Source organism: Streptomyces similanensis, assembly GCF_039543625.1.
Classification (GTDB): domain Bacteria; phylum Actinomycetota; class Actinomycetes; order Streptomycetales; family Streptomycetaceae; genus Streptomyces; species Streptomyces similanensis.
The window spans coordinates 152,271-174,776 of the sequence record NZ_BAABKC010000019.1 but is presented as its reverse complement, the minus strand read 5'-3'; the positions used below and the strand labels follow the sequence as shown (position 1 = coordinate 174,776).

Annotated in this window: 15 protein-coding genes and 3 tRNA genes; 4 read left to right on the top strand and 14 right to left on the bottom strand. The window is 74.6% G+C overall.

All coding sequences use genetic code 11. The features are described 5' to 3' along the window. Window positions 1-189: 189 nt before the first annotated feature. The 7 genes from ABEB07_RS07790 to ABEB07_RS07760 all read right to left on the bottom strand — a co-directional run bounded on the left by ABEB07_RS07790 (window position 190) and on the right by ABEB07_RS07760 (window position 8,165). Window positions 190-2,535, bottom strand: coding sequence for a glycosyltransferase family 39 protein (locus ABEB07_RS07790; protein ID WP_345667568.1), 2,346 nt, complete (start codon window positions 2,533-2,535; stop codon window positions 190-192). Next, window positions 2,532-4,067 (bottom strand): bifunctional glycosyltransferase family 2/GtrA family protein, encoded by a 1,536-nt coding sequence (locus tag ABEB07_RS07785; protein ID WP_345667567.1) that lies wholly within the window; start codon window positions 4,065-4,067, stop codon window positions 2,532-2,534. The genes ABEB07_RS07790 and ABEB07_RS07785 overlap by 4 nt, the downstream gene beginning before the upstream one ends. Before the next feature lie 14 nt (window positions 4,068-4,081). Continuing rightward, window positions 4,082-5,695 carry a HAMP domain-containing sensor histidine kinase gene (locus tag ABEB07_RS07780; RefSeq protein ID WP_345667566.1) on the bottom strand — a complete coding sequence of 538 codons (1,614 nt, stop codon included), beginning with the start codon at window positions 5,693-5,695 and terminating at the stop codon, window positions 4,082-4,084. Then, window positions 5,692-6,432, bottom strand: coding sequence for a response regulator transcription factor (locus tag ABEB07_RS07775; protein WP_345667565.1), 741 nt, complete (start codon window positions 6,430-6,432; stop codon window positions 5,692-5,694). Before ABEB07_RS07775 ends, ABEB07_RS07780 begins: the two co-directional genes overlap by 4 nt. A gap of 337 nt (window positions 6,433-6,769) precedes the next feature. Continuing rightward, on the bottom strand, window positions 6,770-7,660 hold the full coding sequence (locus tag ABEB07_RS07770) for a DUF2797 domain-containing protein (RefSeq protein WP_345667590.1): 891 nt from the start codon (window positions 7,658-7,660) through the stop codon (window positions 6,770-6,772). Between the two features lie 68 nt (window positions 7,661-7,728). Beyond that, window positions 7,729-7,801 (bottom strand) — tRNA-Arg (locus tag ABEB07_RS07765). A 273-nt stretch (window positions 7,802-8,074) separates the two neighbouring features. Continuing rightward, window positions 8,075-8,165, bottom strand: a tRNA-Ser gene (locus ABEB07_RS07760). 200 nt (window positions 8,166-8,365) lie between these two features. Here ABEB07_RS07760 and ABEB07_RS07755 point away from each other — a divergent pair. Together ABEB07_RS07755 and ABEB07_RS07750 are read left to right on the top strand one after the other, a co-directional pair. Then, window positions 8,366-8,851, top strand: coding sequence for an SSI family serine proteinase inhibitor (locus tag ABEB07_RS07755; protein WP_425588970.1), 486 nt, complete (start codon window positions 8,366-8,368; stop codon window positions 8,849-8,851). Window positions 8,852-9,122: 271 nt separating this feature from the next. After that, on the top strand, window positions 9,123-13,607 hold the full coding sequence (locus tag ABEB07_RS07750; protein WP_345667563.1) for a hybrid sensor histidine kinase/response regulator: 4,485 nt from the start codon (window positions 9,123-9,125) through the stop codon (window positions 13,605-13,607). A gap of 38 nt (window positions 13,608-13,645) precedes the next feature. Here ABEB07_RS07750 and ABEB07_RS07745 read toward each other — a convergent pair whose 3' ends face one another. Beyond that, a complete protein-coding gene (locus ABEB07_RS07745) occupies window positions 13,646-14,224 on the bottom strand; it encodes a TetR family transcriptional regulator (protein WP_345667562.1) in 579 nt (192 codons plus the stop codon). A gap of 131 nt (window positions 14,225-14,355) precedes the next feature. Here ABEB07_RS07745 and ABEB07_RS07740 point away from each other — a divergent pair, with 131 nt between their 5' ends. After that, the gene (locus ABEB07_RS07740; protein ID WP_345667561.1) at window positions 14,356-15,615 is read left to right on the top strand and encodes an MFS transporter; all 1,260 of its coding nucleotides are present in this window, start codon (window positions 14,356-14,358) and stop codon (window positions 15,613-15,615) included. 75 nt (window positions 15,616-15,690) lie between these two features. Here ABEB07_RS07740 and ABEB07_RS07735 read toward each other — a convergent pair whose 3' ends face one another. The 3 genes from ABEB07_RS07735 to ABEB07_RS07725 form a co-directional block, all read right to left on the bottom strand. Then, the gene (locus ABEB07_RS07735) at window positions 15,691-17,334 is read right to left on the bottom strand and encodes a long-chain fatty acid--CoA ligase (RefSeq protein ID WP_345667589.1); all 1,644 of its coding nucleotides are present in this window, start codon (window positions 17,332-17,334) and stop codon (window positions 15,691-15,693) included. 156 nt (window positions 17,335-17,490) lie between these two features. Further along, window positions 17,491-18,048 carry a SigE family RNA polymerase sigma factor gene (locus ABEB07_RS07730; RefSeq protein ID WP_176149637.1) on the bottom strand — a complete coding sequence of 186 codons (558 nt, stop codon included), beginning with the start codon at window positions 18,046-18,048 and terminating at the stop codon, window positions 17,491-17,493. A 415-nt stretch (window positions 18,049-18,463) separates the two neighbouring features. Continuing rightward, window positions 18,464-18,775, bottom strand: coding sequence for a hypothetical protein (locus ABEB07_RS07725; protein WP_345667560.1), 312 nt, complete (start codon window positions 18,773-18,775; stop codon window positions 18,464-18,466). A gap of 482 nt (window positions 18,776-19,257) precedes the next feature. Between ABEB07_RS07725 and ABEB07_RS07720 the strand changes: the two genes are divergently transcribed. Further along, entirely contained in the window at window positions 19,258-20,139 is an 882-nt protein-coding gene (locus ABEB07_RS07720) for a bifunctional DNA primase/polymerase (protein ID WP_345667559.1), read from the top strand. A gap of 79 nt (window positions 20,140-20,218) precedes the next feature. On the opposite strand, the gene ABEB07_RS07715 is transcribed toward ABEB07_RS07720, so the two are convergent. The 3 genes from ABEB07_RS07715 to ABEB07_RS07705 all read right to left on the bottom strand — a co-directional run bounded on the left by ABEB07_RS07715 (window position 20,219) and on the right by ABEB07_RS07705 (window position 22,446). Further along, a complete protein-coding gene (locus ABEB07_RS07715; RefSeq protein WP_345667558.1) occupies window positions 20,219-20,596 on the bottom strand; it encodes a hypothetical protein in 378 nt (125 codons plus the stop codon). A 131-nt stretch (window positions 20,597-20,727) separates the two neighbouring features. Continuing rightward, window positions 20,728-20,814: transfer RNA gene (locus tag ABEB07_RS07710), tRNA-Ser, on the bottom strand. Window positions 20,815-20,877: 63 nt separating this feature from the next. After that, on the bottom strand, window positions 20,878-22,446 hold the full coding sequence (locus tag ABEB07_RS07705) for a S1C family serine protease (RefSeq protein ID WP_345667557.1): 1,569 nt from the start codon (window positions 22,444-22,446) through the stop codon (window positions 20,878-20,880). Window positions 22,447-22,506: the final 60 nt, after the last annotated feature.

The window sequence follows — 22,506 nt, the reverse complement described above, 5'->3', positions numbered from 1 at the left end:
TACGGGCCCGGCGGCGCCCGTGTCGCGCACGGGCCGCCGGGTGGCCGCCGCCTCCCGCCTTGGAGTGTGCCCGCTGCGGCCCGTAGGCCAACAAGGTCGTTCCTGGGGCGGAGCAGCGGGGACCCGAGGAGGCGGTGACCGGATCGGCCACCGCCTCCGTCCGTGCCGCGTGGGTGCGGCGCGGGGTGCTCAGCTGCCGGTCGTCGGCTGGGTGAGGTCGTAGAAGGTGGCCGAACCGGCCGTCACCTTCTTGAAGTTCTTCTCCACCCAGGAGGTGATCTGCGACGAGGTGCTGTTGCCGCTGCCTCCCATGCCGCCTCCCATGCCGCCGCCCGAGATGAAGTAGTGGATCTTCCCCTGGTCCACGTACTTCTTGAACTGCGCGAGCGTCGGGGACGGGTCGGTGCCGTTGAAGCCGCCGATCGCCATCACCGGGTCACCGGTGGCGAGCTGGTAGCTGGCGGCGTTCTGGGAGCCGATGGACGCGGCGACCCAGGTGTACTTCGACGCGTCCCGCTCCAGCAGCTTCTTGGCCTCGGAGCCGACCTGGGCGCCGTTGAGCAGGCCGCCCATGCCGCCGCCCATGCCGCCCGTACGGCCGCCTTCACCGCTCCGGCCGCCGGGGAAGCCGCCGCCGGGGAAGCCCTGGCCGTTCTGCTGACCCTGGCCGTTCTGGCCGGGCATGCCGCCGCCCGGGAAGCCCTGGCCGTTCTGCTGACCCTGGCCGTTCTGGCCGGGGAAGCCGCCGCCCGGGAAGCCCTGGCCGTTCTGCCGGCCCTGGCCGTTCTGGCCCGGCATGCCGCCGCCCGGGAAGCCGCGCATGCCCTCTCCGCCGCCCGGGAAGCCGCCCCGGCCGCCGAAGCCCATCCGGCTCGCGCCCGCCGGGCCGGCCGTCGGGATGGCGCCCGTGTGCCCGGAGTTCACCGTGCTCAGCGTGTACGCGGCGGGTCCGGCGAGGCAGGTCACGACGGCCGCGGCCACCGAGGCGAGCGCGAGCCGGCGGTCGAGCCGCCCGACGAAGATCAGTCCCAGGGCCGCGGCCAGCCCGCCGACCAGCACCAGCCACTTCAGCCAGGGCAGGTAGTCCGGGGTGCGGTGGAGCAGGACGTAGCCCCAGGCCGCGGTCGCCGTGACCGCGCCGGCCAGGGTGAGCGACGCCCACAGCCGGGACCGCTCCTCCCACAGGACGCTCACGCCCATGCCGACGACGGCGGCGAGGTAGGGCGCGAGGGCCACCGTGTAGTACTGGTGGAAGATGCCCGCCATGTAGCTGAAGACGGCCGCCGTCATCAGCAGGGAGCCGCCCCAGGCGAGGAAGGACGCGCGGGCGAGGTCGGTGCGCGCCGCCTTCCGGGTCAGGACGAGCCCGGCGACCAGCAGGATCAGCGCGGCCGGGAGCAGCCAGGAGATCTGGCTGCCGACCTCGGAGTTGAACATCCGGCTCCAGCCGGTCTCCCCCCACTGGCCCATGCCGCCGCCACCGCGACCGCCACCGCCGCCGCCCACGCTGCCGGTCTCGTCGCCGTTGATCCGGCCGAGGCCGTTGTAGCCGAAGGTCAGCTCAAGGAAGCTGTTGTTCTGCGAGCCGCCGATGTACGGCCGCGAGGAGGCGGGCCACAGTTCGACGATCGCCACCCACCAGCCGCCGGAGACGACGATCGCCGCCGTCGCGAGCGCCAGCTGCGTCAGCCGCTTCTTCAGCCGCACGGGCGCGCAGACACCGTAGACGAGAGCCAGCGCCGGCAGGATCAGGAAGGCTTGCAGGGTCTTGGCGAGGAAGGCGAAGCCGATGGCGACGCCCGCCCACAGCAGCCACTTGGTGCGGCCGTCCTCCAGGCCCCGGACGACGAAGTACACGGTCAGCGCCATCAGCAGCGCGAGCAGCGCGTCCGGGTTGTTGAACCGGAACATCAGCGCCGCCACCGGGGTGAGCGCCAGCACCGCGCCCGCGATCAGACCGGCCGCCGGGCTGAACCGGCGGCGCACGGCCGCGTAGACCACGGCGACCGTGAGGACGGCCATGATCACCTCGGGGACGAGGATCGCCCACGAGCTCAGTCCGAAGATCCGCACCGACAGCGCCATCGGCCACAGCGAGGCCGGGGGCTTGTCGACGGTGATGGCGTTGCCCGCGTCCAGCGAGCCGAAGAAGAACGCCTTCCAGGACGTGCTGCCCGCCTGGACGGCCGCCGAGTAGAAGGAGTTGGCGTAGCCGGACGAGCTGAGGTTGTAGAGGTAGAGGAGCCCGGTGGCGAGCAGCAGGGCGAGGAAGGCCGGGCGGGCCCAGCGGGGGTCCTCCGGCCGGCCGCGCCAGAGGCGACGCGCGAGGGGCTGCTTCGGCTCGCCGGCTCCCGGTACGGCCGCCGGGGCCGTGGGGCCGTCGGCGGCCGGGGGAGCCGCAGGGGCTTCGGCGGCGATCGTCGCCGCCGGGGGCGCGGTCGGGGGCGGACTCCAGGACGAGGGGGCCGAGGGGGCCGAGCCGGCCGAGGGTTCCGTGCCTTCCCGTGCGCCCGTCCGGTCGTGCTCAGTGGTCATCGGGGGTCCTTCGGATCGGCGTCACCGGTGCGGAACGGAGTGGTGTCGTAGGCGGAGGTGCCGTAGGCGGAGGTGCCGTACGGGGCGTCGGCGGGGCCGTGCCCGGTCGGGCCGTACGGCGTCGGGACGTGCGCGGTGGGCGGCGCGGTGGGCCGCCGCGGGAGCGGTTCGGAGGCCGGGTACGGGCCGTGGCCGTCGCCGCGCGCGACGTACACCCGGGCGGACGGACCGCGTGCGTCGCGCTCGGCGCCGGACGGTCCGGTGGCACCGGCGGCCGGGTCCGCCGGCCGGTCCCGGCGGTCCGGGAAGACCCAGGCCCGGAAGAGCAGGAAGCGCAGCACGGTCGCCGCGAGGTTGGCCGCCACCAGCACCGCGAGTTCGGTGGAGTGGGCCGGGCTGCTGGTCGCGGCGTTCAGGGCGGCCAGTGAGCCGCTGGTGAGGACGAGGCCGATGCCGAAGACGACCAGCCCCTGTGCCTGGTGCCGGACGGCGCCGCCCCGGCCGCGCACCCCGAAGGTCAGCCGCCGGTTGGCGGCGGTGTTGGCGACCGCCGAGACCAGCAGGGCGAGGGCGTTGGCGGCCTGGGAGCCGGCGAACTGCCGGAAGAAGCTGTAGAGCAGCAGGTAGAAGAGGGTGGACAGGACGCCGATGACGCAGAACCCGACGAGCTGGCGGGCCAGCCCCTTGGGCACGTCCTGGATCTCGCGGTCGCGCGGGTCGTCGCCGAACGGGCGGGCCAGCCGGTCCAGCGGCAGCGAACCGGTGGCCAGCGCCTTGCCGACCCGCCACACGCCCTTCAGGTCCTCGGTGGCCGTGCTGACGATGTGCACCGTGGAGTCGGGGTCGTCGACCCAGTCCACCGGCACCTCGTGGATGCGCAGCCCGGCCCGCTCGGCCAGCACCAGCATCTCGGTGTCGAAGAACCAGCCGGTGTCCTCCACCAGCGGCAGCAGCGCCTGCGCCACATCGCGCCGGATCGCCTTGAACCCGCACTGCGCGTCGGAGAAGCGGGCCTGGAGCGAGCCGCGCAGGATGAGGTTGTAGGAGCGGGAGATGAACTCCCGCTTGGCCCCGCGCACCACGCGCGAACTGCGGGCGAGCCGGGAGCCGATGGCCAGGTCGGAGTGGCCGGAGATGAGCGGCGCCACCAGCGGCAGCAGGGCGTTGAGGTCGGTGGACAGGTCCACGTCCATGTAGGCGAGGACCGGCGCCTCGGAGGCGGACCACACGGTCCGCAGGGCGCGGCCCCGGCCCTTCTGCTCCAGCCGGAAGGTGTCGACCTCGGGCAGCTCGGCCGCCAGCAGCGCGGCCACCCGCGGGGTGCCGTCCGTGGAGGCGTTGTCCGCGACGGTGATGCGGAACGCGTACGGGAAGGTGCGCGCGAGGTGCTCGTGCAGCCGCAGCACGCACGGCCGGAGGTCCTTCTCCTCGTTGTAGACGGGGATCACCACGTCCAGGACAGGCGTACCGGCGTCGTCGGCCGGGAGGTGCTCCCGCGCCGGCAGGGTGCCGGGAGAAAGGTCGCTTCGCATGCCGGTGACTCTCCTCAACCGCCCTGTCGCGCCGATGTGGTGACGCTGTGGCGTGCCTGTGAGTGGAGGTGCGAGTGGGGGTGCGAGTGGGGCTTCGGGGGCTTCGGGAGCGCGGGCAGGTGGACGGTGAACGCGGTCCGGCCGCGCACGCTGTCGACGGTGACGGCGCCGCCGTGCGCGGCCACCACGGCCTGCACGATGGCCAGCCCGAGTCCGGTCGAGCCGGTGGCGCGGGAGCGCGCCGAGTCGCCCCGGGCGAACCGTTCGAACACGTGCGGCAGCAGCTCCCGCGGAATGCCCGGCCCGTCGTCCTCGACGTCCACGCACAGCCACGGCCCGCTGCCGCGCACGCGTGCGGTGACGGTCGTGCCGGGCGGGGTGTGGGTGCGGGCGTTGGCCAGCAGGTTGACGAGCACCTGCTGGAGCCGCGCCGCGTCGGCCGGGACGAGGGCGGGCTCGTCGGGCAGCTCCAGCCGCCAGACGTGGTCCCGCCCGGCGGCCCGGGCGTCGCTGAGGGTGTCGACCACGAGCGGTACGAGGTCGGTGTGCTCGAACCGCAGCGGCCGGCCCGCGTCCAGCCGGGCGAGCAGCAGCAGGTCCTCCACCAGCAGGGTCATCCGCCCGGCCTCGGACTCGATGCGGCCGAGCGCGTGCCGGGTGTCCGGGCCGACCTCCTCGCGGCCGCGCCGGGTCAGCTCGGCGTAGCCGCGGATGGAGGCCAGCGGGGTGCGCAGCTCGTGGCTGGCGTCCGCGACGAACTGCCGCACCCGGGTCTCGCTCTGCTGCCGGGCGTGCAGCGCGCCGTGGACGTGGTCGAGCAGGCGGTTGAGCGCGGCGCCGACCTGGCCGACCTCGGTGTGCGGGTCGGTCTCCGGTTCGGGGACGCGCTCGCTGAGGTTCACCTCGCCGGTGTGCAGGGTGAGTTCGGAGACGCGGGTGGCGGTGGCGGCGACGCGGCGCAGCGGGCGCAGGGCGACGCTCACGATGGCGGCGCCGGCCAGCAGGGCGGCGACGAGTCCGGCGGCGGTGACGCTGACCTCGACCAGGATCAGGGTGGCGACGGTGTTCTCGACGTCGGAGGTGGGGACGGCCACGTAGTACGCGCCGTTGGGGCCGGTCACGTACTGGACGCGGTACCCGCCGAGGCCGGGGACGTCGACCGTGTGCCTGCGCTTGTCGCGCGGGACCGCGTCGAGGGCGCGGATCTGGGCGGCGGTGAGCGGCTTCGCGTCCATCCAGGGGACGTTGTTGTCGTCGTTCGCCTTCTCGCCGACCTTCGCCTCGGTGATCGTGCCGTCGTCGACCTTGGCGGCGATCGTGTACTCCGGCTGCGGGCCCCGGGTGACGAAGTCGGTCAGATCCACGGTGCCGGGCTGCCGCTCGGGCGTCACGCCGGCGCCCGTGTGGTCGTCCGGCGGCCGCAGACCCACCGACGCCCGCATGGCGACCTCCTTGAGCCGGCCGTCCAGCTGCTCGTAGAGGTGCGAGCGCAGGGCGAGCGTCGTCACGGTGCCGATCACCGAGCAGACCACGGCGATCAGCACCACGGACGCGACGACGAGCCGCGTCCGCAGCGTGCGCGGCCGGGGCGCTCCCCACCGTGCCCGCGACCGCCGCCGCCCGCTCACGAGACCGCGGGCTTGATCAGGTAACCGGCGCCGCGCCGGGTGTGGATCATCGGCTCGCGCCCGGCGTCGATCTTGCGCCGCAGGTAGGAGATGTACAGCTCTACGACGTTGGCCTGGCCGCCGAAGTCGTACGACCACACCCGGTCCAGTATCTGCGCCTTGCTCAGCACCCGCCGCGGGTTGCGCATGAGGAAGCGCAGCAGCTCGAACTCGGTGGCGGTGAGGTGGATGTCGTCCCCGCCGCGCGAGACCTCGTGGCTGTCCTCGTCGAGGGTGAGGTCGCCGACGACGAGCACGGACTCCGAGCGCCGGTCGGCGGCGCCCGCGCGCCGGATCAGTCCGCGCAGCCGGGCGACGACCTCCTCCAGGCTGAACGGTTTGGTGACGTAGTCGTCCCCGCCCGCCGTGAGCCCGGCGATCCGGTCCTCCACGGCGTCCTTGGCGGTCAGGAACAGGACGGGGACGTCGGGCAGCTCGCGGCGCAGCCGGCCCAGGACGGCCAGCCCGTCCATGTCGGGCAGCATCATGTCGAGGACGACGGCGTCGGGCCGGAACTCGCGCGCGCTCTGGACGGCGCCCTGCCCGTCCCCCGCGCTGCGGATCTGCCAGCCCTCGTAACGCAGGGCCATGGACAGCAGTTCGGTGATCGACAGCTCGTCGTCCACCACAAGCACCCGGACGGGGCTCCCGTCCGGCCTCAGCAGTTCGGTGCGCCCCTGGGGCGAGGTCGTGGTCATGGTGGACACCTTGTCGGCGCCCTCTGAGAGCACGCTTGCGCCCGTCTGTGATTTCCCTGAGAAACGCACAGGCACCTCTCAGGGAACACCTGGGAACCGGGGGGCGGCTGACGGCCCCTCGACTCGGCGGCTCGACCGCTCGGCGACTCGGTTACCCGGCGACTCGGCGACTCGGTTACGCGGCGGCGCGGCGACTCGGTTACGCGACGGCGCGGCGACTCGGTTACGCGGCGGCGCGACGGACGCGATCGGTCACGGCCGAACGGCCCGGCCTCCCACCGGTCCCCGCTCACCGACCCCCCGCTCGGTGCGTCTCCCCCAACTCACCGGCGAGCGCTCAGAACAACCCGTCCTGCACGCCCGGCGCTTCCTTGAACTCCCTTACCGGCAGGGTGATCCCGTCGTTCCCACCCGGCCACGGACCGAGCCCCCACCCGGTCATGAGCCGTGTGTCCAGCACGACGACCCCGCCTCCGCTCCCGCTCCCGGTCGCGAGGTGCAGATCGGGTCCGGCGGCGGCGACCAGTTCCCCGCTCACTCCTCCGCCCGCGACCAGCTCGCTCACCGCACCGGCGGGAGCGGGCAGCCCGGCCAGCCCGAACGCCGTGAGGTGGTCGACCGGCCGGAACGGCGCCCGCTCCAGCGAGTCCGGCCAGCCGGCGAGCGCGGTGGCCCGTCCGTGCAGGTCGCGCAGCTCGGCCGCCCGCTCGGCCGCCGCCGCCGGCAGCGCGGCCCGGACGGCGCGCTTGAGGGCGTAGGGGATCCGGTCGGGGATGCCGAGCGCGGCCCGCAGCAGTTCCTCGGTCCGGCGGGCGGCCATCAGCGGCCCGGTGCCGAGCCAGCTGAAGCAGACGGCGCCCTGTTCGAGCAGCCGCGCCGGGCCCCGTTCGGCCGCGGTGATCCCCACCTTGGCCATCCCGGGCCCGAACCACGCCAGATACACCCGGTACGGCCGCGGATCGTCCGCGATCGTGTCGGCGGCCACCGAGTGCGCCCGGTCCAGCCGCGCGCACTCCTCGCACCGCGCCCCCGTACTCCGACCGGGCACGGCGGCCCGTACGGGACAGTCGTGCCCCCGCGCTCCCACACAGACCCGCACGCCATCCCCCGCGACCCCGAAGGCCACCCGCTTCCCCCACGGCAGCGCACTGCTCCGCCCGTCCCGCCACCGCAGCACGGGCCCGTCCGCGGACCACCGCAATCCCGAGCACGTCCACATCCGCGCCATCACCCCGAGGACCCTGAGACAGCGAAACACCAGAGGCCCCGGATCTCTCCGGGGCCTCTGGCCTGATGTGCACTCGGCAGGATTCGAACCTGCAACCTTCTGATCCGTAGTCAGATGCTCTATCCGTTAAGCTACGAGTGCTTGTTCTGTTTTTCGTCTTCGCTTCCGGTCCTTTCGGCCCGCTCGCGGCGACAGGAAGAACATTACATGACTGCCGCCGTCATGTGAAATCCATTCCCCCTACCCGGCCTGACCTGCAGAAACGTGGTTCGGGGGGTGCGCGGGGTCCCGGTGATGACCGGGGCGCGGAGTGGGGGCGCCGGGTCCGATCGGGTGGTGGCCGTGATGGCCGTGACGGTCTTCGGGGAAACGCCGAAGCCCCGGTCCTGGGGACCGGGGCTTCGGGCTCGTGCGCGGAGGCGGAGGGATTTGAACCCTCGATGGGCTTGAAGGCCCAAACCGCATTAGCAGTGCGGCGCCATAGACCGGACTAGGCGACGCCTCCAGCACAACCGCTCACGCGAGCGCGCGATCGGTGCGTGCAGATGATGACACAGACTTGCGGGGTGCCACCAATCGCCACCCACGGTACTAGGCAGTCCGGGTTCAGGGCAAAGTCCTTGTCGCACTGTGTCGGCCGCGGCGCAACCTCCGGCGGACCGCCGCGTTGGTCCGGACATGGTGCAGGTCAGCTCTCCTTCCTCCGTGTCCTTCGCTCCCTCCGCCTCCTCCGCGGCGAGGGCGTCCTCGGCGCTGCGGCGCCTTCTCGGGGCCGCCGCCTCCGCCGTGGTGATCACGGCGCTGTCCGCCGGGGCGGCCGCCGCCGGCGTCGGGGCGCCGCCGCCCGTCCGGGACGAGGACCGGGCCGGTGATCACCTCACCGTCACCGTGCGGGACGCGGGGGACGGGCGGGACGGGACGTACGAGGTGTCCTGCCATCCCGAGCACGGCCGCCATCCGGATGTGCGGGGCGCGTGCGCGGCGCTCGACCGCGACACGCGCTGGGGGCGGGACACCTTCGCGCCGGTGCCGGACGGCAGCGTCTGCACCCTGGAGTACGGCGGCCCGGCCACCGCCCGGGTCACCGGCGTCTGGGCCGGGCGACCGGTGGACGCGGTGTACAGCAGGGCCAACGGCTGCGAGATCGGGCGCTGGGAGCGGATGGTGCCGCTCCTGCCCGACCTCGGGTGATCCGCCGGTCCGAGGCGGCACCGCCTCCGGCGACGGCCTGCGCGGACCGCCGGGCGCGCCACCGGTCCGGGCACCGGGCGGAGTCGGTCCGGGGCGCCGCGTACGGTCGGTCAGGGGCGGGTCGTGCGTCACCTGCTCGTGCGACCTCCCTCTCATCCGCCGTCGCGGGCGCAACCTCAGCGCTTAGACTCCTTCGCGTGACACGCCGCGGGCCGGTTGGCAAGATGGCCCCCGCGGTCGGCAAGGTGCGGTAACAGGGAGGAAGCGTCTCGTGAGCAGCAGGCCATCCCGAGGCGCTGCTCGCCTCGCTGCCATACTCGACGCGCTGCCCGACGCCTTGGTGCTGGTCAACGCCAACGGCACGGTCGTCAACGCCAACACCATCGCCCTGGAGGCCTTCGAGACCCCGGGCACGGCTCTGGTGGGGCGCGGGCTGCTCGACCTGCTGCCGCAGTTCGACTCCAAGCTCATCCCCGGCTCCATGCGCCGCCCCGACCACATCGACCCGCGCGCCCGCACCAAGCCGACCCGGATGATCGCCCGCCGGACCGACGGCACCGAGTTCCCGGTCGAGGTCACGAGCGCGAATCTGCAGAACGGCCAGCATGCCTACGACACCTCCGGCTACACCGGCGACGAGCTGCTGATGCTGGTCGTGCGCGATCTGTCCGGCACCGTCGACACCGAGGCCGAACTGGCCCGTTCACAGCGGCAGACCGAGATGATCCTGCGGGCCGCCTCCGAGGGCGTCGTGGGCACCGACACCGACGGCCGGATCGTCCTCGTCAACCCCGCCGCCGCCCAGATCCTCGGCTACCGCGCCGGCGAACTCGGCGGCCGCGAGCTGCACACCCTCGTACTGCACTCCCGCGCCGACGGCTCCCCGTTCCCCTACGAGGAGTCGCCGCTCGCCGACACCCTGCGCTCCGGGCGCAAGCACCGGGTGCGCGGCCAGGTGCTGTGGTCGAAGTCCGAGGCCAAGGTGCCCGTCGACCTCACCACCGCGCCCGTCCGGGACGGCGACCAGCTCGTCGGCGCCGTGATGACCTTCGCCGACCGCCGCCCGTACGACGCCCTGGTCGAGGAGAAGGACGCCGCCGAGGAGCGGCACGCGGAGGAGCTGGAGCGGCTCGCCGAGGAGCACGGCTCCGAACTCACCGCCCTGCGCCGGCGGCACGTCGCCGAGATCGAGGAGCTGACCGAGCGGCACGCGGAGGAACTCGCCGCGAACGAGGAGCGGTACGCCGCGCTCGGCGAGCGCGAGAAGGACCGCTACGAAGCCCTCGCCGCCCGGCACGAGCAGTTGCTGACCCTGCTCGGCGGCTCCCTGCGCGGCCCGCTGGACGAGCTGCGCCGCGAACTGGCCGCCCTCGCCGCCGACGACGCCGGCCAGCTGTGGCCCGAGGCCAACCAAGTGCTGCACCACCTGTCCGCCGGCTACGCGCGGATCACCACCCTCATCGACAACGTCCTCGGCTACCAGCGCCTCGACGTCGGCGGCGAGGCGATCACCCGGACCAAGGTGATGCTCGACGCGGTCGTCGCCGCCGGTGTCGACGGGGCCGTCGAACTCGTCGGGCCCGGCCGGGTGCAGTTCGCCGTGCACGCGCCGCCCATCGAGGCCGAGGTCGACCCGCGGCGCCTGGCCACCGCCCTCGCGCATCTCGTCGCGGACGTCGCGGGCGTGGACGCCACCGGCAACTCGCCTGTCTCGGCGGGCGGTTACATGGACAACACCGTCGTGGTCGCGGCGGCGCAGCGCGGCAACGTCGTCCGCATCGAGGTCCGCGGCCCGTACGCCGGCGGCGACCCGGTGCACGAGCCGATCGTGCGCGGCATCGTCCGCGCGCACGGCGGCATGCTGCAGACGGTCGAGGTGCCCGGGATGAGCGGCAGCGCCTACGTCCTGGAGGTGCCCATCGGCGACGGGGCCGGCGCCGTGGCCGCGGGCTACGTCCCGGAGTACGCCCAGCAGCCGGCGCTCGCCGCCCCGGACGCGACGGCCCTGGCCGTGCGGCCGGCCGAGGGCGCCCCCGCCGACGGCATCTCTTCCGAGCTCGCGCTGCCCGCGCAGGCCGCGCAGGCCACGGGCGGCGGACGGCGGCGGGCCCGGCGCGGCGCCACCGACGCGTTCCTGGACGCCGACGACCTCGACGCCGAGCCCCCGGCGGACGCCGACACCCGGACGGAGCCGACCGGCCGGCGCCGGCGCCGCGCCGTCGAGGCGCCCGCGCGGCTCCCGGCGCAGCCCACGGGCGAGGACGCGGCCCAGGGCGCCGAGGCGTCCGGCGGCACGGGACGCCGACGCGGCCGGCCCGCCGACGGCGCCGGCATGCCCGAGGGCGCGGATGTCCCCGACGGCACGGGTGTCTCCGAGAGCACGGGTGTCTCCGAGGGCGCCGTGGTCATGGCGGCCGAGCACGCGGCCGGCGCGGCGGCGTCCGGCTCCGGTCTGGGCGGCACGGTGCCGCCGCAGGGCGTGCCCACGCCCACCGGCCGCCGCGCCCGGCGCGAGATCGGCGAGCCCCACGCGCTGCCCCCGGCGCTCCCGGCGGCGGACCGCACCGGCCCCGCCGTCCCCCTGAACCCGGCCGCCGAGACCGTCGAGACCGCTGAAGGCGCCGACGACTTCCCCGGTTCCAGCAGCGGCGCAGGCGGTTCCGGCGCGCAGCCGACCGGGCGCCGGCGGCGTGCCCTGGCGGCGGCGAACGAGCGTGCCGCCGCGCAGGAGACGGCCCCGCGTACGGTCTTCGCCCTGCCGCCCGCCGACGCCGACCGGCCGGACCCCGAGGCCGCGCCCGCGGTACGCGTCCCCGCCCAGGGCACGGGTCCCGCGGCTCCCGAAGCCGGCTCCGACGGGGGCCGGCACGACGCCGCGCCGCGGAACCAGGCCGACGACGACCGCACTCCGCCGCAGCCGCATCCGACCACCGCGCCGACCGGACGCCGCAGGCGGGCGGTGGCTCCGCCGGCGCAGGCGGCGCCCGTGCCCGGCGGCCCCGGGCAGGAGACGGTCGTCGGACAGGGCGTCGCGCTGCCCGGCGCGCCCGGTGTGCCCGGCATGACCGGCGTGCCGGTCGGCCCCAGCGTGCCGTTGCAGGGGGGGCCGGTCGCGCCCGGCACTCCTCCGGTACCGGCTGGTCCGGCCGCGGCCGGCGGGCCGGCGGGGCGGACGGGTCCCGGTGCGCCGGTGACGCCGTACGTCGTTCCCCTCGTCGGTCCCGGTCAGCCGGGCGCCGAACCGCGGGGCGCGGGCGGGACGCCGCCGCCCGTTGCCCGGCCGGACGCCTCCGGCGGACCGCTGCCCGCCGAGTCGCCCGGCACCCCGCCGCAGGGCGTTCCCGCAGCGCCCCCCGCCCAGCCGATCCCGGCCCCCGGAGCCCCCGACGCTCCCCTGCCCCCGGCACAGCCCCCGGCCCCCGGCGCCCCGGCCACACCGCCCGCCGGGACCCCGCTTCCGCCCGAACAGGCCGCCCAGGCGCCTGTCCAGGCGTCCGGCCAGGCCACCCCCGCCCAGGGCGCCCCCCGCGCGGCGCAGCCCCTGCCCGCCGAGGCCGCCTCGCCGGTCGACCCGCACTCGACCCAGGGCCGGGCGATCAGCGTGCGCACGCTCGGTCAGGGCGTGCCCTTCAGCCGTCAGGCCGCGCAGGTGCAGCAGCCGTCGGCGACGCCGCCCCCGCACGCGCCCGGCGGTTCCGGCCGCCGCCGCAAGCTGGGCACCCCGCCCGACCCGGCGGCCACCCGCACCGAACAGCGGCCGGAGCAGGCCGCCCCCGCGCCCCCCGCGGCCGAACCGGCCCCCGCGCAGCCCGCGCCGCCGGACCGTTCGAACCCGCAGGCCCAGCCGCCGCACCCCCAGCCGCCGAACCTGCCCGGACAGCCCCGCCCCGTGCCCGGCACCGAGGGCGCCGGACGGTCGTACGCGATAGGCGCCCCGGACGAGAACGCCGCCGAGGGGCCCGAACCGCTGGACGGTCCCGGTGGAGCCGTGGAGGTCGCGGATCCGCCGCGGCCGCAGCCGATGGACGACGAGCTGCCGCCGGAGCCGCTGGACAACCCGCGCCGGCTGCTGGTCTGGCCGGCCCCGGACGTCACCACGCAGCAGGCGCTCAGCGACCGCGGCTACCGGCCCGTCATCGTGCACTCGCGCGAGGAGGTGGACGCGCAGATCGCGGCCTTCCCCGCAGCCCTGTTCGTCGACCCGCTGACCGGCCCGATCACCCGGACCGCGCTCCAGTCGCTGCGCCAGGCCGCGGTCGCCGCCGAGGTCCCGGTGCTGGTCACGGCCGGGCTCGGACAGGCGTCGCGGGAGGCGGCGTACGGCGCCGATCCCGCCGTGCTGCTGAAGGCGCTCGCGCCGCGCGACAGCGAGCAGCATCCGCCGCGGGTGCTGCTGGTGGAGGAGCACGCGGAGATCGCGCTGGCGCTGACCGCGACGCTGGAGCGGCGCGGCATGCAGGTGGCGCGGGCCGCGAGCGACAACGACGCGGTGACGCTGGCGGGGCAGTTCCGGCCGAACCTGGTCGTGATGGACCTGATGCAGGTGCACCGCCGGCAGGCCGGGATCCTGGACTGGCTGCGCGCGAACGGGCAGCTCAACCGCACGCCGCTGGTCGTCTACACGGCCGCCGTCGACCCCGCCGAGCTGCCCCGGCTGGCCTCCGGCGAGACGGTGCTGTTCCTCGCGGAGCGGTCCACCAGCGCCGAGGTGCAGACGCGGATCGTCGACCTGCTGGCCCGCATCGGCACCAACTGACCGACTGACCGACTGACCACTCGGGCCGTCCGCCGGTCCTACTTCGCGACGAGCCTGCGGGCCGCCTCCTTGATGGACGCCCGCAGCCGGGTGCGGTCGGTGGCCTCGGCGCCGACCAGGATGCGTTCCATCTGGGGCACCACGGCGGCCCAGTCGGCCAGCGCGACCAGCAGGAACGTCAGGTCCCGGGCGGGGATCGCGTCGCTGATCACGCCCCGGTCCTGGCCGTCCTGGACGGCGGCGACCTTGCGGGCGTAGTGCTCCTGGCGTTCGGCCTCGTCGGGCAGTTCGGCGGAGCCGTACTCGACGCCCTCCCAGAACAGCAGGCGCAGGAACTCGGGGTGGGCCGCGTGGTAGTCCAGCAGCCGGTCGATCCAGCCCTCGATGTCGTCCGCGTCGACCGGGACGGCCGCCGCGAGGTCGACCATCGAGTGGCCGAGCACCTTGGAGAACAGCTGGTCCTTGTTGCCGAAGTAGGCGTAGATCAGCTGCTTGTTGGCCTTGGCCCGGGTGGCGATGCGGTCGATGCGGGCGCCCGCGATGCCGTACCGGGCGAACTCGGCGACCGCCGCCTCGAAGATCCGGGCCTTGGTCGCCTCGGGGTCCCTTGCTGCCATGGGGACAGGGTACGACGTCGGCAACCAACTATTTGGTTGACGGGGAATCGATCGCGGGCGCAGACTGTTCCACGTTCCAACCAACCAGTTGGTTGCAGTCCTGACACGTACGCATCGGAGGCCCACAGCCCATGCCGTCGTCACCCGTCCCCACCCGCACCGCCCCCACCGACGACCGCACCACCGCAGACCGCACCACCGCAGACCCCTCCACCGCCCCCGGCTCCCGCTCCGGCCCCCGTCGGCCCCTCGGTCCGACCGCGTTCCTGTCCCTCATAGCCCTGTGCACGGCGGTCACCGCCGGGAACATCTACCTCGCCGCCGCGCTGCTGCCCCTCATCGCCCACGACTTCGGCTCGGCGCCCTCCGCCGTGGCCTGGATCGCCTCGGTGGCGCAGTTCGGGTACGCGGCCGGCCTGCTGTTCTTCGCGCCGCTCGGCGACCGGGTGAACCGCCGCCCGCTGGTGGCCGGGCTGTCCCTGGCGACGACGGCGGCGCTCCTCGCGGCGGCGATGGCGCCCGGCGCCGCCGCCCTCGCGGCGGCGGTGTTCGTCGCCTCCGCCGCGACCGTGGTGCCGCAGCTGCTCGTCCCGATGGTCGCCGAACGCGCCCCCGCCGACCGCCGCGCGCGCCATGTGGCCGCGGTGGTGGCGGGCCTGTTCACCGGCATCGTCGCCGCCCGGGTGGTCGGCGGGCTGGTGGGCCAGGCGTTCGGCTGGCGCTGGGTGTTCGTGGGCGCGGGCGCGCTGACCCTGGTGCTCGGTCTCGCGACCGCGGCCGCCCTGCCCTCGGAGCGCCGCCGCGGCGCCGGCCCGCTGCTGTCCGGCGTCGCCGCGCTGCCGGGCCTCGTCCGCCGCTCGCCCGACCTGTGGCGCGCGTGCCTGCGGCAGGCCGGCATGTTCGGCGCCTGGAGCGCGCTGTGGACCTCGCTGGCGCTGCTGCTGACCGGACGGCCGTACGGTCTGTCGACGGCGACCGCCGGTCTGTTCGGCCTCTTCGGGCTGGCCGCGAGCGCGGTGGCCCCGCTGGCCGGCGGCCTGGTCGACCGGTTCGGCGCGACCAGGGTCGTACGGTCCGCTTACGTCCTGGCCGCCGCGTCCGTGCCGCTGTTCTGGCTGGGCGGGCACACGATGGCGGCGCTGTTCGTGGCCGCCGTGGCGATCCACGCGGCCCTGGTGGCCTCCCACGTCGCCAACCAGACCCTGGCCCTGACGACCACCTCGACCCCGGCGACCGCCAACACCGCCTACGTCGTCTCCGGCTTCGCGGGCGCCGCCCTCGCCTCCTCGGTGGCCGCCCCCGCCTTCGCGCACTGGGGCTGGTCCGGGGTGTGCGCGGTGGCGGCGGTGTGGCTGGTGCTGGGCTGGACGACGACGGCCGTACGGCGGTGACGCCCGCGCGGACGGGGTCGCCGCCGCGATCGGCGTGGGGCCGTCACCGGCCCCGGCCCCGGCACCGACCCCGGCTCAGAACTTCGTGACGTCCAGCTCGCCCTCCGCGTACCGCCTGCGCAGCACCTTCTTGTCGAACTTGCCCACGCTGGTCTTGGGCACCGACTCGACGATCGTCCAGCGTTCCGGGAGCTGCCACTTGGCGATCTTCCCCTCCCCGGCGAGGAAGTCGCGCAGCGTCTCGAAGCCCACGTCGGCGCCCTCCTTGAGGACGACGGTGGCCAGCGGACGCTCGCCCCACCTGTCGTCGGGGACGGCGACGACGGCGGCCTCGGCGACGTCCGGGTGGGCCATCAGCGCGTTCTCCAGGTCGACCGAGGAGATCCACTCGCCGCCGGACTTGATGACGTCCTTGGCGCGGTCGGTGAGGGTGAGGAAACCGTCCGGGCTGATGGTGCCGACGTCGCCGGTCTTCAGCCAGCCGTCCGCGCTGAACTTGTCGTCGGGGCGCAGCGGTTCGGCGCCGGGGCCGTTGTAGTACGCGCCGGCGATCCACGGGCCGCGGACCTCCAGCTCGCCGGCGGACTCGCCGTCCCAGGGGAGGCGTTCGCCGCCGGGACCGGTCAGGCGGGCCTCGACGCCGGCCGGGAAGCGGCCCTGGGTGAGGCGGTAGCCGAACTCCTCGTCGGTGCCGACCGCGTGGGCCGGCGGGCGGGCCACCGTGCCGAGCGGCGAGGTCTCCGTCATGCCCCAGGCGTGGCAGACCCGCATGCCGAGTTCGTCGAACGCCCGCATGAGCGAGGGCGGACAGGCGGCGCCGCCGATGGTGACCTGGACGAGGGAGGAGACGTCGCGGGGGCGGGCGGTCAGCTCGGTGAGCAGGCCCTGCCAGATGGTGGGGACGGCGGCGGCGTGGGTCGGGCGCTCGCGTTCGATCATCTCGGCGAGCGGGGCGGGCTGGAGGAACCGGTCCGGCATCAGCATGTTGATGCCGGACATGAAGGTGGCGTGCGGCAGGCCCCAGGCGTTCACGTGGAACTGCGGCACGACGACGAGCGAGGTGTCCCGGTCGGTCAGGCCCATCGACTGCGCCATGTTGGCCTGCATGGAGTGCAGGTAGATCGAACGGTGGCTGTAGACGACGCCCTTGGGGTCGCCGGTGGTGCCGGAGGTGTAGCACATGGCGGCGGCCTGGCGTTCGTCCAGCTCGGGCCAGTCGTAGGTGGTCGGCCGGCCCGCGATCAGGTCCTCGTACTCGTGCACGCGCGCGGTGGCGCCGGCGAGCGGGGCGCGGTCGCCGGGGCCGGAGACGACGAGGTGCTCGACCGTCCGCAGGTGCGGCAGCAGCGGGGCGAGCAGGGGGATCAGGGAGCCGTTGACGATGATCACGCGGTCGGCGGCGTGGTTGACGATCCAGGCCAGCTGCTCGGCGGCCAGGCGCAGGTTCAGCGTGTGCAGCACCGCGCCCATGGCGGGGACGGCGAAGTACGCCTCGACGTGCTCGGCGTTGTTCCACATCAGGGTCGCGACCCGGTCGTCGTCCCGGACGCCGAGTTCGTCGCGCAGGGCGTTGGCGAGCTGTACCGCGCGGGCGCCCGCCTCGGCGAAGCTGCGGCGCTGCGGCTCCCCCTCGCCGGTCCAGGTGATGATCTGCGACCGTCCGTGCACCTGTACCCCGTGGACGAGGATGCGAGTGACGGTCAACGGTACGTCCTGCATGGTGCTCAGCACGGCGTCGTCCTCCCGGGGCGGCGTTGCCTACGCGGTGGTAGGGGGTCCGCTGATTCTGCGCACATACCGAGCGGTATGTCACTAGCCCCGGGCGATTCGGCGACGCAATATTCCCCACAGGGAGGGGGACGGGGGACGGGGGCCTCAGCGGGCGAGGGCCAGCTCGGGGTCCTCCCGCAGCTTGCCGAGCGCGCGCGAGACCGCCGACTTCACCGTGCCCACGGACACGCCGAGCACCTCGGCCGTCTGGACCTCCGAGAGGTCCTCGTAGTACCTGAGGACGACCATCGCCCGCTGCCGGGTGGGCAGTTTGGCGATCGCCCGCCACATGGCGTCCCGCAGCGCCTGCTGCTCGGCGGGGTCGGCGGTGCCGACCGAGGGTTCCGGTTCGGGCAGCTCGTCGCAGGCGAACTCGTCGACCTTGCGCTTGCGCCACTGCGACGTGCGCGTGTTGAGCAGCGCGCGGCGGACGTAGCCGTCGAGCGCGCGGTGGTCCTCGATCCGCTCCCACGCGACGTACGTCTTGGTGAGCGCGGTCTGCAGCAGGTCCTCGGCGTCGGCCGGGTTCGCGGTCAGCGACCGGGCGGTGCGCAGCAGCACCGGCTGGCGGGCCCGCATGTACGAGGCGAACGACGGATACGCCGGGCTGGGCGTCGCCGGTACGGCCGCTGTCGACGCGCCGGCGCAGACGGGTGTGGTCATGGCTCCACGCTAGGAGCGGCGCTCCGGCGGCGGATCGCCCGCAGGTCCCGAAGGGGCGTCCCCCTCAAGTTGTAGGGGTGGTGCCGGCCGCACCTCCTGAAGGTGGAGGAGGAGGGGCCGGGCCCTGCGGGTCGCCCCGGGGACGGACGCGCGCGTACGGCCGTGCGGCGACCCCGGGCACGGCCCCGCGGCGCCCACGAGTACGGTCGTGCGGCGGCGCCGAAGCACCGCCGCACGGCCGCGTGTTGCCCCCCCCTGGACGCGTCTCGCACCCCCACGAGCACGCCCCCGGACGCCTCCCCACCAGCGCCCCCCGGCACCCCCGACGCCCTCGCCCCACACCCCCGACACCCCCGACGTCCCCCGGATGCTCAGGGCCGGCGCTCCCCCACGGCGCGTGCCGGCCCGCCGCGGCTCACCAGAGCGAGGTGAAGTGGACAGCGAGGTTCCTGTTGCCCTGCTGGACGCCCGTGAACGCGGAGCCGTCGACCTGGGCGCTGTCGCTCCGGTTCGAGGCGCCGGTGCCGACGGCCTGCTGCTGCGAGGTGGCCGAGTTGCCGGTGTTGTCGCGGCCGACGCCGCTGCCGGCGACGCTCGCGGCGCCCGCGTTCGATCCGTTGTCCGCGAAGGCGCCGTTGTCCGCCGCCGCGACGCCGGTGAAGAGGGCGGCGGCGAGCGGGATCGCGCCGACGGCGGCGAGAACGCGGACGGTACGGATGCTTGCCATGGTGCTCCTTCGGTGAGAGGTGACACGACCGGCCGCCTGACCGGCCGCACGGGGGCCGCGCGGACCGCGTCCGGCAGTGCGCGGCTTCCTGGAGTACGGCTTCCTGGAGTACGGCTTCCGCCAGGTCGGCCGGCCGACCGCCCCGGCGCTTGGTGACGACGTCGCGAGACCAGGCTTGCCCACCGGCCCCCCGGCGTACCACCCCGGAGATCCCGATTCCCACGCAAGCGTGAGGGCGGGTCGATAAACCCCTTTCGCCACGTTTCGCGCCACCACGACAGGCGCACCGGCCGTCGGACAGCACGGGAGGCTCCACTCGTCCGTCCAGTCCCCGCAAGCGCCGAAACGTCCCTCCACCAGCCCCCGCCAACCGCCCGCCGACGCCCCGGAAATCCCCACGGAATGCTCCACCCGCCCCACCCCCCGGGCGCGCCGCATCACTCCCCCTTCCCTTTTTCGAACGCACGTACGACCATGAATCCATGGCCATCCTTGACCGGCAGGCCACCACGCTGGCCCTCGCGCACGCCCTGTCAGCCGCCGAACGCGGCCTGGCCGTGATCCCCCTGTCCCGGACGAAACTCCCGGCCCTGCGCTCCCCCCACCACGACGACCCCGACCCCGGCCGCCCGCCCTGCCACGGCGAGTGCGGCCGTTTCGGGCACGGCGTCCACGACGCCTCCGCCGACCCGGCCCGCGTGCGCGAGCTGTTCGCCGCCGCGCCCCGGGCCACCGGCTACGGCATCGCGTGCGGGCTGCCCCCGTACCAGCTGATCGGCGTCGACCTCGACACCAAGACCGGCACCGACGCCCCGGCCGCGCTGCGCGCACTAGCCCGGCGGCACCTGTTCGCCGTCCCCGCCACCGTGGTCGTCCTGACCCCCAGCGGCGGTCGCCACCTGTGGCTGAGCGGCCCCGCGGGCGTGGTCGTCCCGAACTCCGCGAGCCGGCTGGCGCCCGGCATCGACATCCGGGGCGCGGGCGGCTACCTGGTCGGCCCCGGCTCGCGCACCGCACACGGCGTCTACGCCCTCGCCCCCGGCACCGCGCACCTGCCGCCCGCGCCCTGCCCGCCGGCCCTGCTGTGCCTGCTCCTGCCGCCCCCGCCCGCCCCCGGCCACCGCACGCACCCGGCCGGAGACCGGTCCGGCGCGGGCCTGGTGCGGTTCGTCCTCGGGGCGCCCGAGGGTCAGCGCAACGCCCGCCTGTTCTGGGCCGCCTGCCGCGCCTACGAGAACGGCATCGGCCCCGCCCTGACCGCCCCCCTCATCACCGCGGCCACCACCACGGGCCTCCCCGAACGAGAGGCCCGCGCGACCATCACCTCAGCGGCCCGCAGAGCGACCCGGCACCGGGCCGCATGACGCACCTCGTCCCGGTGATCACACCCGTGCACGGACCGGCGGCGCCGCCCCACAGAACGCCCGTACGCACCCCGCCCGTTCAGTCCGCCGGGCACCCTTCCCGGTCCGTGCGAACGAGTATCGAACCCAGTGGCGCCACATCGTTCTCGTACCTGACCGTGCAGGGGAGCGGCACCTCCTTGAGGCTGCCGTCGTGCAGCATCCAGAGCCCGAAGCACTCGTCGTCCTGATCGCGCAGCAGGATCTGCACGGAGTGCGGGAACGGCCAGGGCAGCCGGTCCAGATGGCGCAGGAGACCGGTCCAGTTGGGCCGCCAGAAGTCGATGGCCCAGGCGTCCATACCGGGGATGGGCTCGAACCGCTGATGCCACTCGCGGCGATCGTCGTCCCGGGTGAGGGGCTCCATCACCTCTCCGCCTCGGAAGGCGATGACGATCACTTCACAGCCTCTGCTCACCCACGGCATCCTCGGCCCCGCACCGAGCGGCGTCAACGGCTTGCCGCCGGGGTCCGGGGCACGCGGAAGGGGCGCCGCTCCGGGGAGTGGCGCCCCTCCTGACCAGCAGATCCGAGACCTGCGACGCGCTGCGGTGGGTGTGGGATTTGAACCCACGGTGGCATCGCTGCCACGACGGTTTTCAAGACCGTTCCCTTAGGCCGCTCGGGCAACCCACCCCGCGCCGGACGTGATCGGCGGCGCGGGGACAAGAGTAACGGGTCGGCGGGTGGCAGGGGTGGTCAGTTGTCGCCTACGCGGGAGCCGAGGGTGACGGAGGTGGTGTGCTCCTTGCCGCCGCGCTTGTAGGTGATCGTGACCTTGTCGCCGGGCTTGTGGGTCCAGATCTCGCCGATCAGGGTGGGGCCGGAGTCGATCACGTGGTCGTCGAGCTTGGTGATCACGTCGCCGGACTTGAGGCCGGCCTGGTCGGCGGGGCCGCCCGACTCGACCGACGCCGCCCCGCCGACGCCCTGGTCGGTGATGGTCGCGCCGCTCGTGCCGTCCTCCAGGGAGACCGAGGCGCCGATCTTCGCGTAGACCGGCTTGCCGGACTTGATCAGCTGCTGGGCGACGTACTTGGCCTGGTTGATCGGGATGGCGAAGCCCAGGCCGATCGAGCCGGACTGGCCCGTGCTGCCGAGGCCGCCGCTGCTGGAGGACTGGATCGCGGAGTTGATGCCGATGACCGCGCCGCGCTCGTCCAGGAGCGGGCCGCCGGAGTTGCCCGGGTTGATCGAGGCGTCCGTCTGCAGGGCGCTCATGTACGACGCCTTGCTGTCGGAGCTGCCGTCGCTGGAGGCGACGGGCCGGTTCTTGGCGCTGATGATGCCCGTCGTCACGGTGTTCGACAGGCCGAAGGGCGCGCCGATGGCGATCGTCTCGTCGCCGACGGCCACCTTGTCCGAGTCGCCGAGGGAGAGCGGGTTGAGGTCCGAGGGGGCGTTCTTCAGCTTGATCACGGCGACGTCGTAGCCCTGCGCGTGGCCGACGACCTCCGCGTCGTACTTCTTGCCGCTGGGGAACGTGGCGGTGAGCTTGCCGCCGTCGACGGCGTCGGCCACCACGTGGTTGTTGGTGACGATGTGGCCCTGGGTGTCGAACACGAAGCCGGTTCCGGTGCCGCCCTGGCCGTTGGAGCCCTCGGACTCGATGGTGACGGTGCTCGGCAGCGCCTTGGCGGCCACGCCCGCGATCGAGTTCGGGGCGCGCTTGACCTGCGCGGCGCCCGAGTCGGAGGCGGAGACCGTGGTGGAGCCGCCGTTGTCGTCGTTCTTCGCCAGGGTGTAGCCGAGGCCGCCGCCCAGTCCGCCGGCGACCAGCGCGGCCACCAGCACCGCGGCGATCAGCCCGCCGCGCCGGCCGCGCGCCTTCGGCTCGGGCTGCTGAGCCGAGCCCCAGCCGGGTCCGCCGCCGTGCCCCTCGCCCGGGCCCTCGCCGGCGCCCGTGCCCGCGCCGCCGTCCGCGTAGGCGGGCGTGGCGGGCGGCGGGGGCGGCCAGGAGCCGTCGGCGGGCGAGCTGCCGTAGCCGGCGGAGGCGTGCGCCGGGGCGCCGGTGGCGGTGGGAGCGTCCGAGAGGACGGGGCCACCGTGGGCGCCCTGCGCACCATGGGCGCCGTGCGGGACGGGGCCGCCGTGGGCGTTCTGCGGTGCGGCGCCGGGCACGTGCGGGGGAGTGCTGGGCGGCGGCGGGGCGGGCGCGCCGCCGCTCTGCGGGGCGGACGTCTGCGGGGAAGCTGCGGACGGTTCCACCGGCACGGGAGGTGCGGACGGGGCCGGGGGTACCTCGTTGCCCTCGTTCTCGGTGCTCACAGCTCTTCTCCTCGATCCACGGCTGTTGTTGTCGGTCGCACTGGTCACACTCGCTCATGC

Coding starts and splice junctions, on each gene's coding strand:
- ABEB07_RS07790 (WP_345667568.1), bottom strand. CDS start 2,535: ATGACCACTGAGCACGACCGGACGGGCGCACGGGAAGGCACGGAACCC.
- ABEB07_RS07785 (WP_345667567.1), bottom strand. CDS start 4,067: ATGCGAAGCGACCTTTCTCCCGGCACCCTGCCGGCGCGGGAGCACCTC.
- ABEB07_RS07775 (WP_345667565.1), bottom strand. CDS start 6,432: ATGACCACGACCTCGCCCCAGGGGCGCACCGAACTGCTGAGGCCGGAC.
- ABEB07_RS07770 (WP_345667590.1), bottom strand. CDS start 7,660: ATGGCGCGGATGTGGACGTGCTCGGGATTGCGGTGGTCCGCGGACGGG.
- ABEB07_RS07745 (WP_345667562.1), bottom strand. CDS start 14,224: ATGGCAGCAAGGGACCCCGAGGCGACCAAGGCCCGGATCTTCGAGGCG.
- ABEB07_RS07740 (WP_345667561.1), top strand. CDS start 14,356: ATGCCGTCGTCACCCGTCCCCACCCGCACCGCCCCCACCGACGACCGC.
- ABEB07_RS07735 (WP_345667589.1), bottom strand. CDS start 17,334: ATGCAGGACGTACCGTTGACCGTCACTCGCATCCTCGTCCACGGGGTA.
- ABEB07_RS07730 (WP_176149637.1), bottom strand. CDS start 18,048: ATGACCACACCCGTCTGCGCCGGCGCGTCGACAGCGGCCGTACCGGCG.
- ABEB07_RS07725 (WP_345667560.1), bottom strand. CDS start 18,775: ATGGCAAGCATCCGTACCGTCCGCGTTCTCGCCGCCGTCGGCGCGATC.
- ABEB07_RS07720 (WP_345667559.1), top strand. CDS start 19,258: ATGGCCATCCTTGACCGGCAGGCCACCACGCTGGCCCTCGCGCACGCC.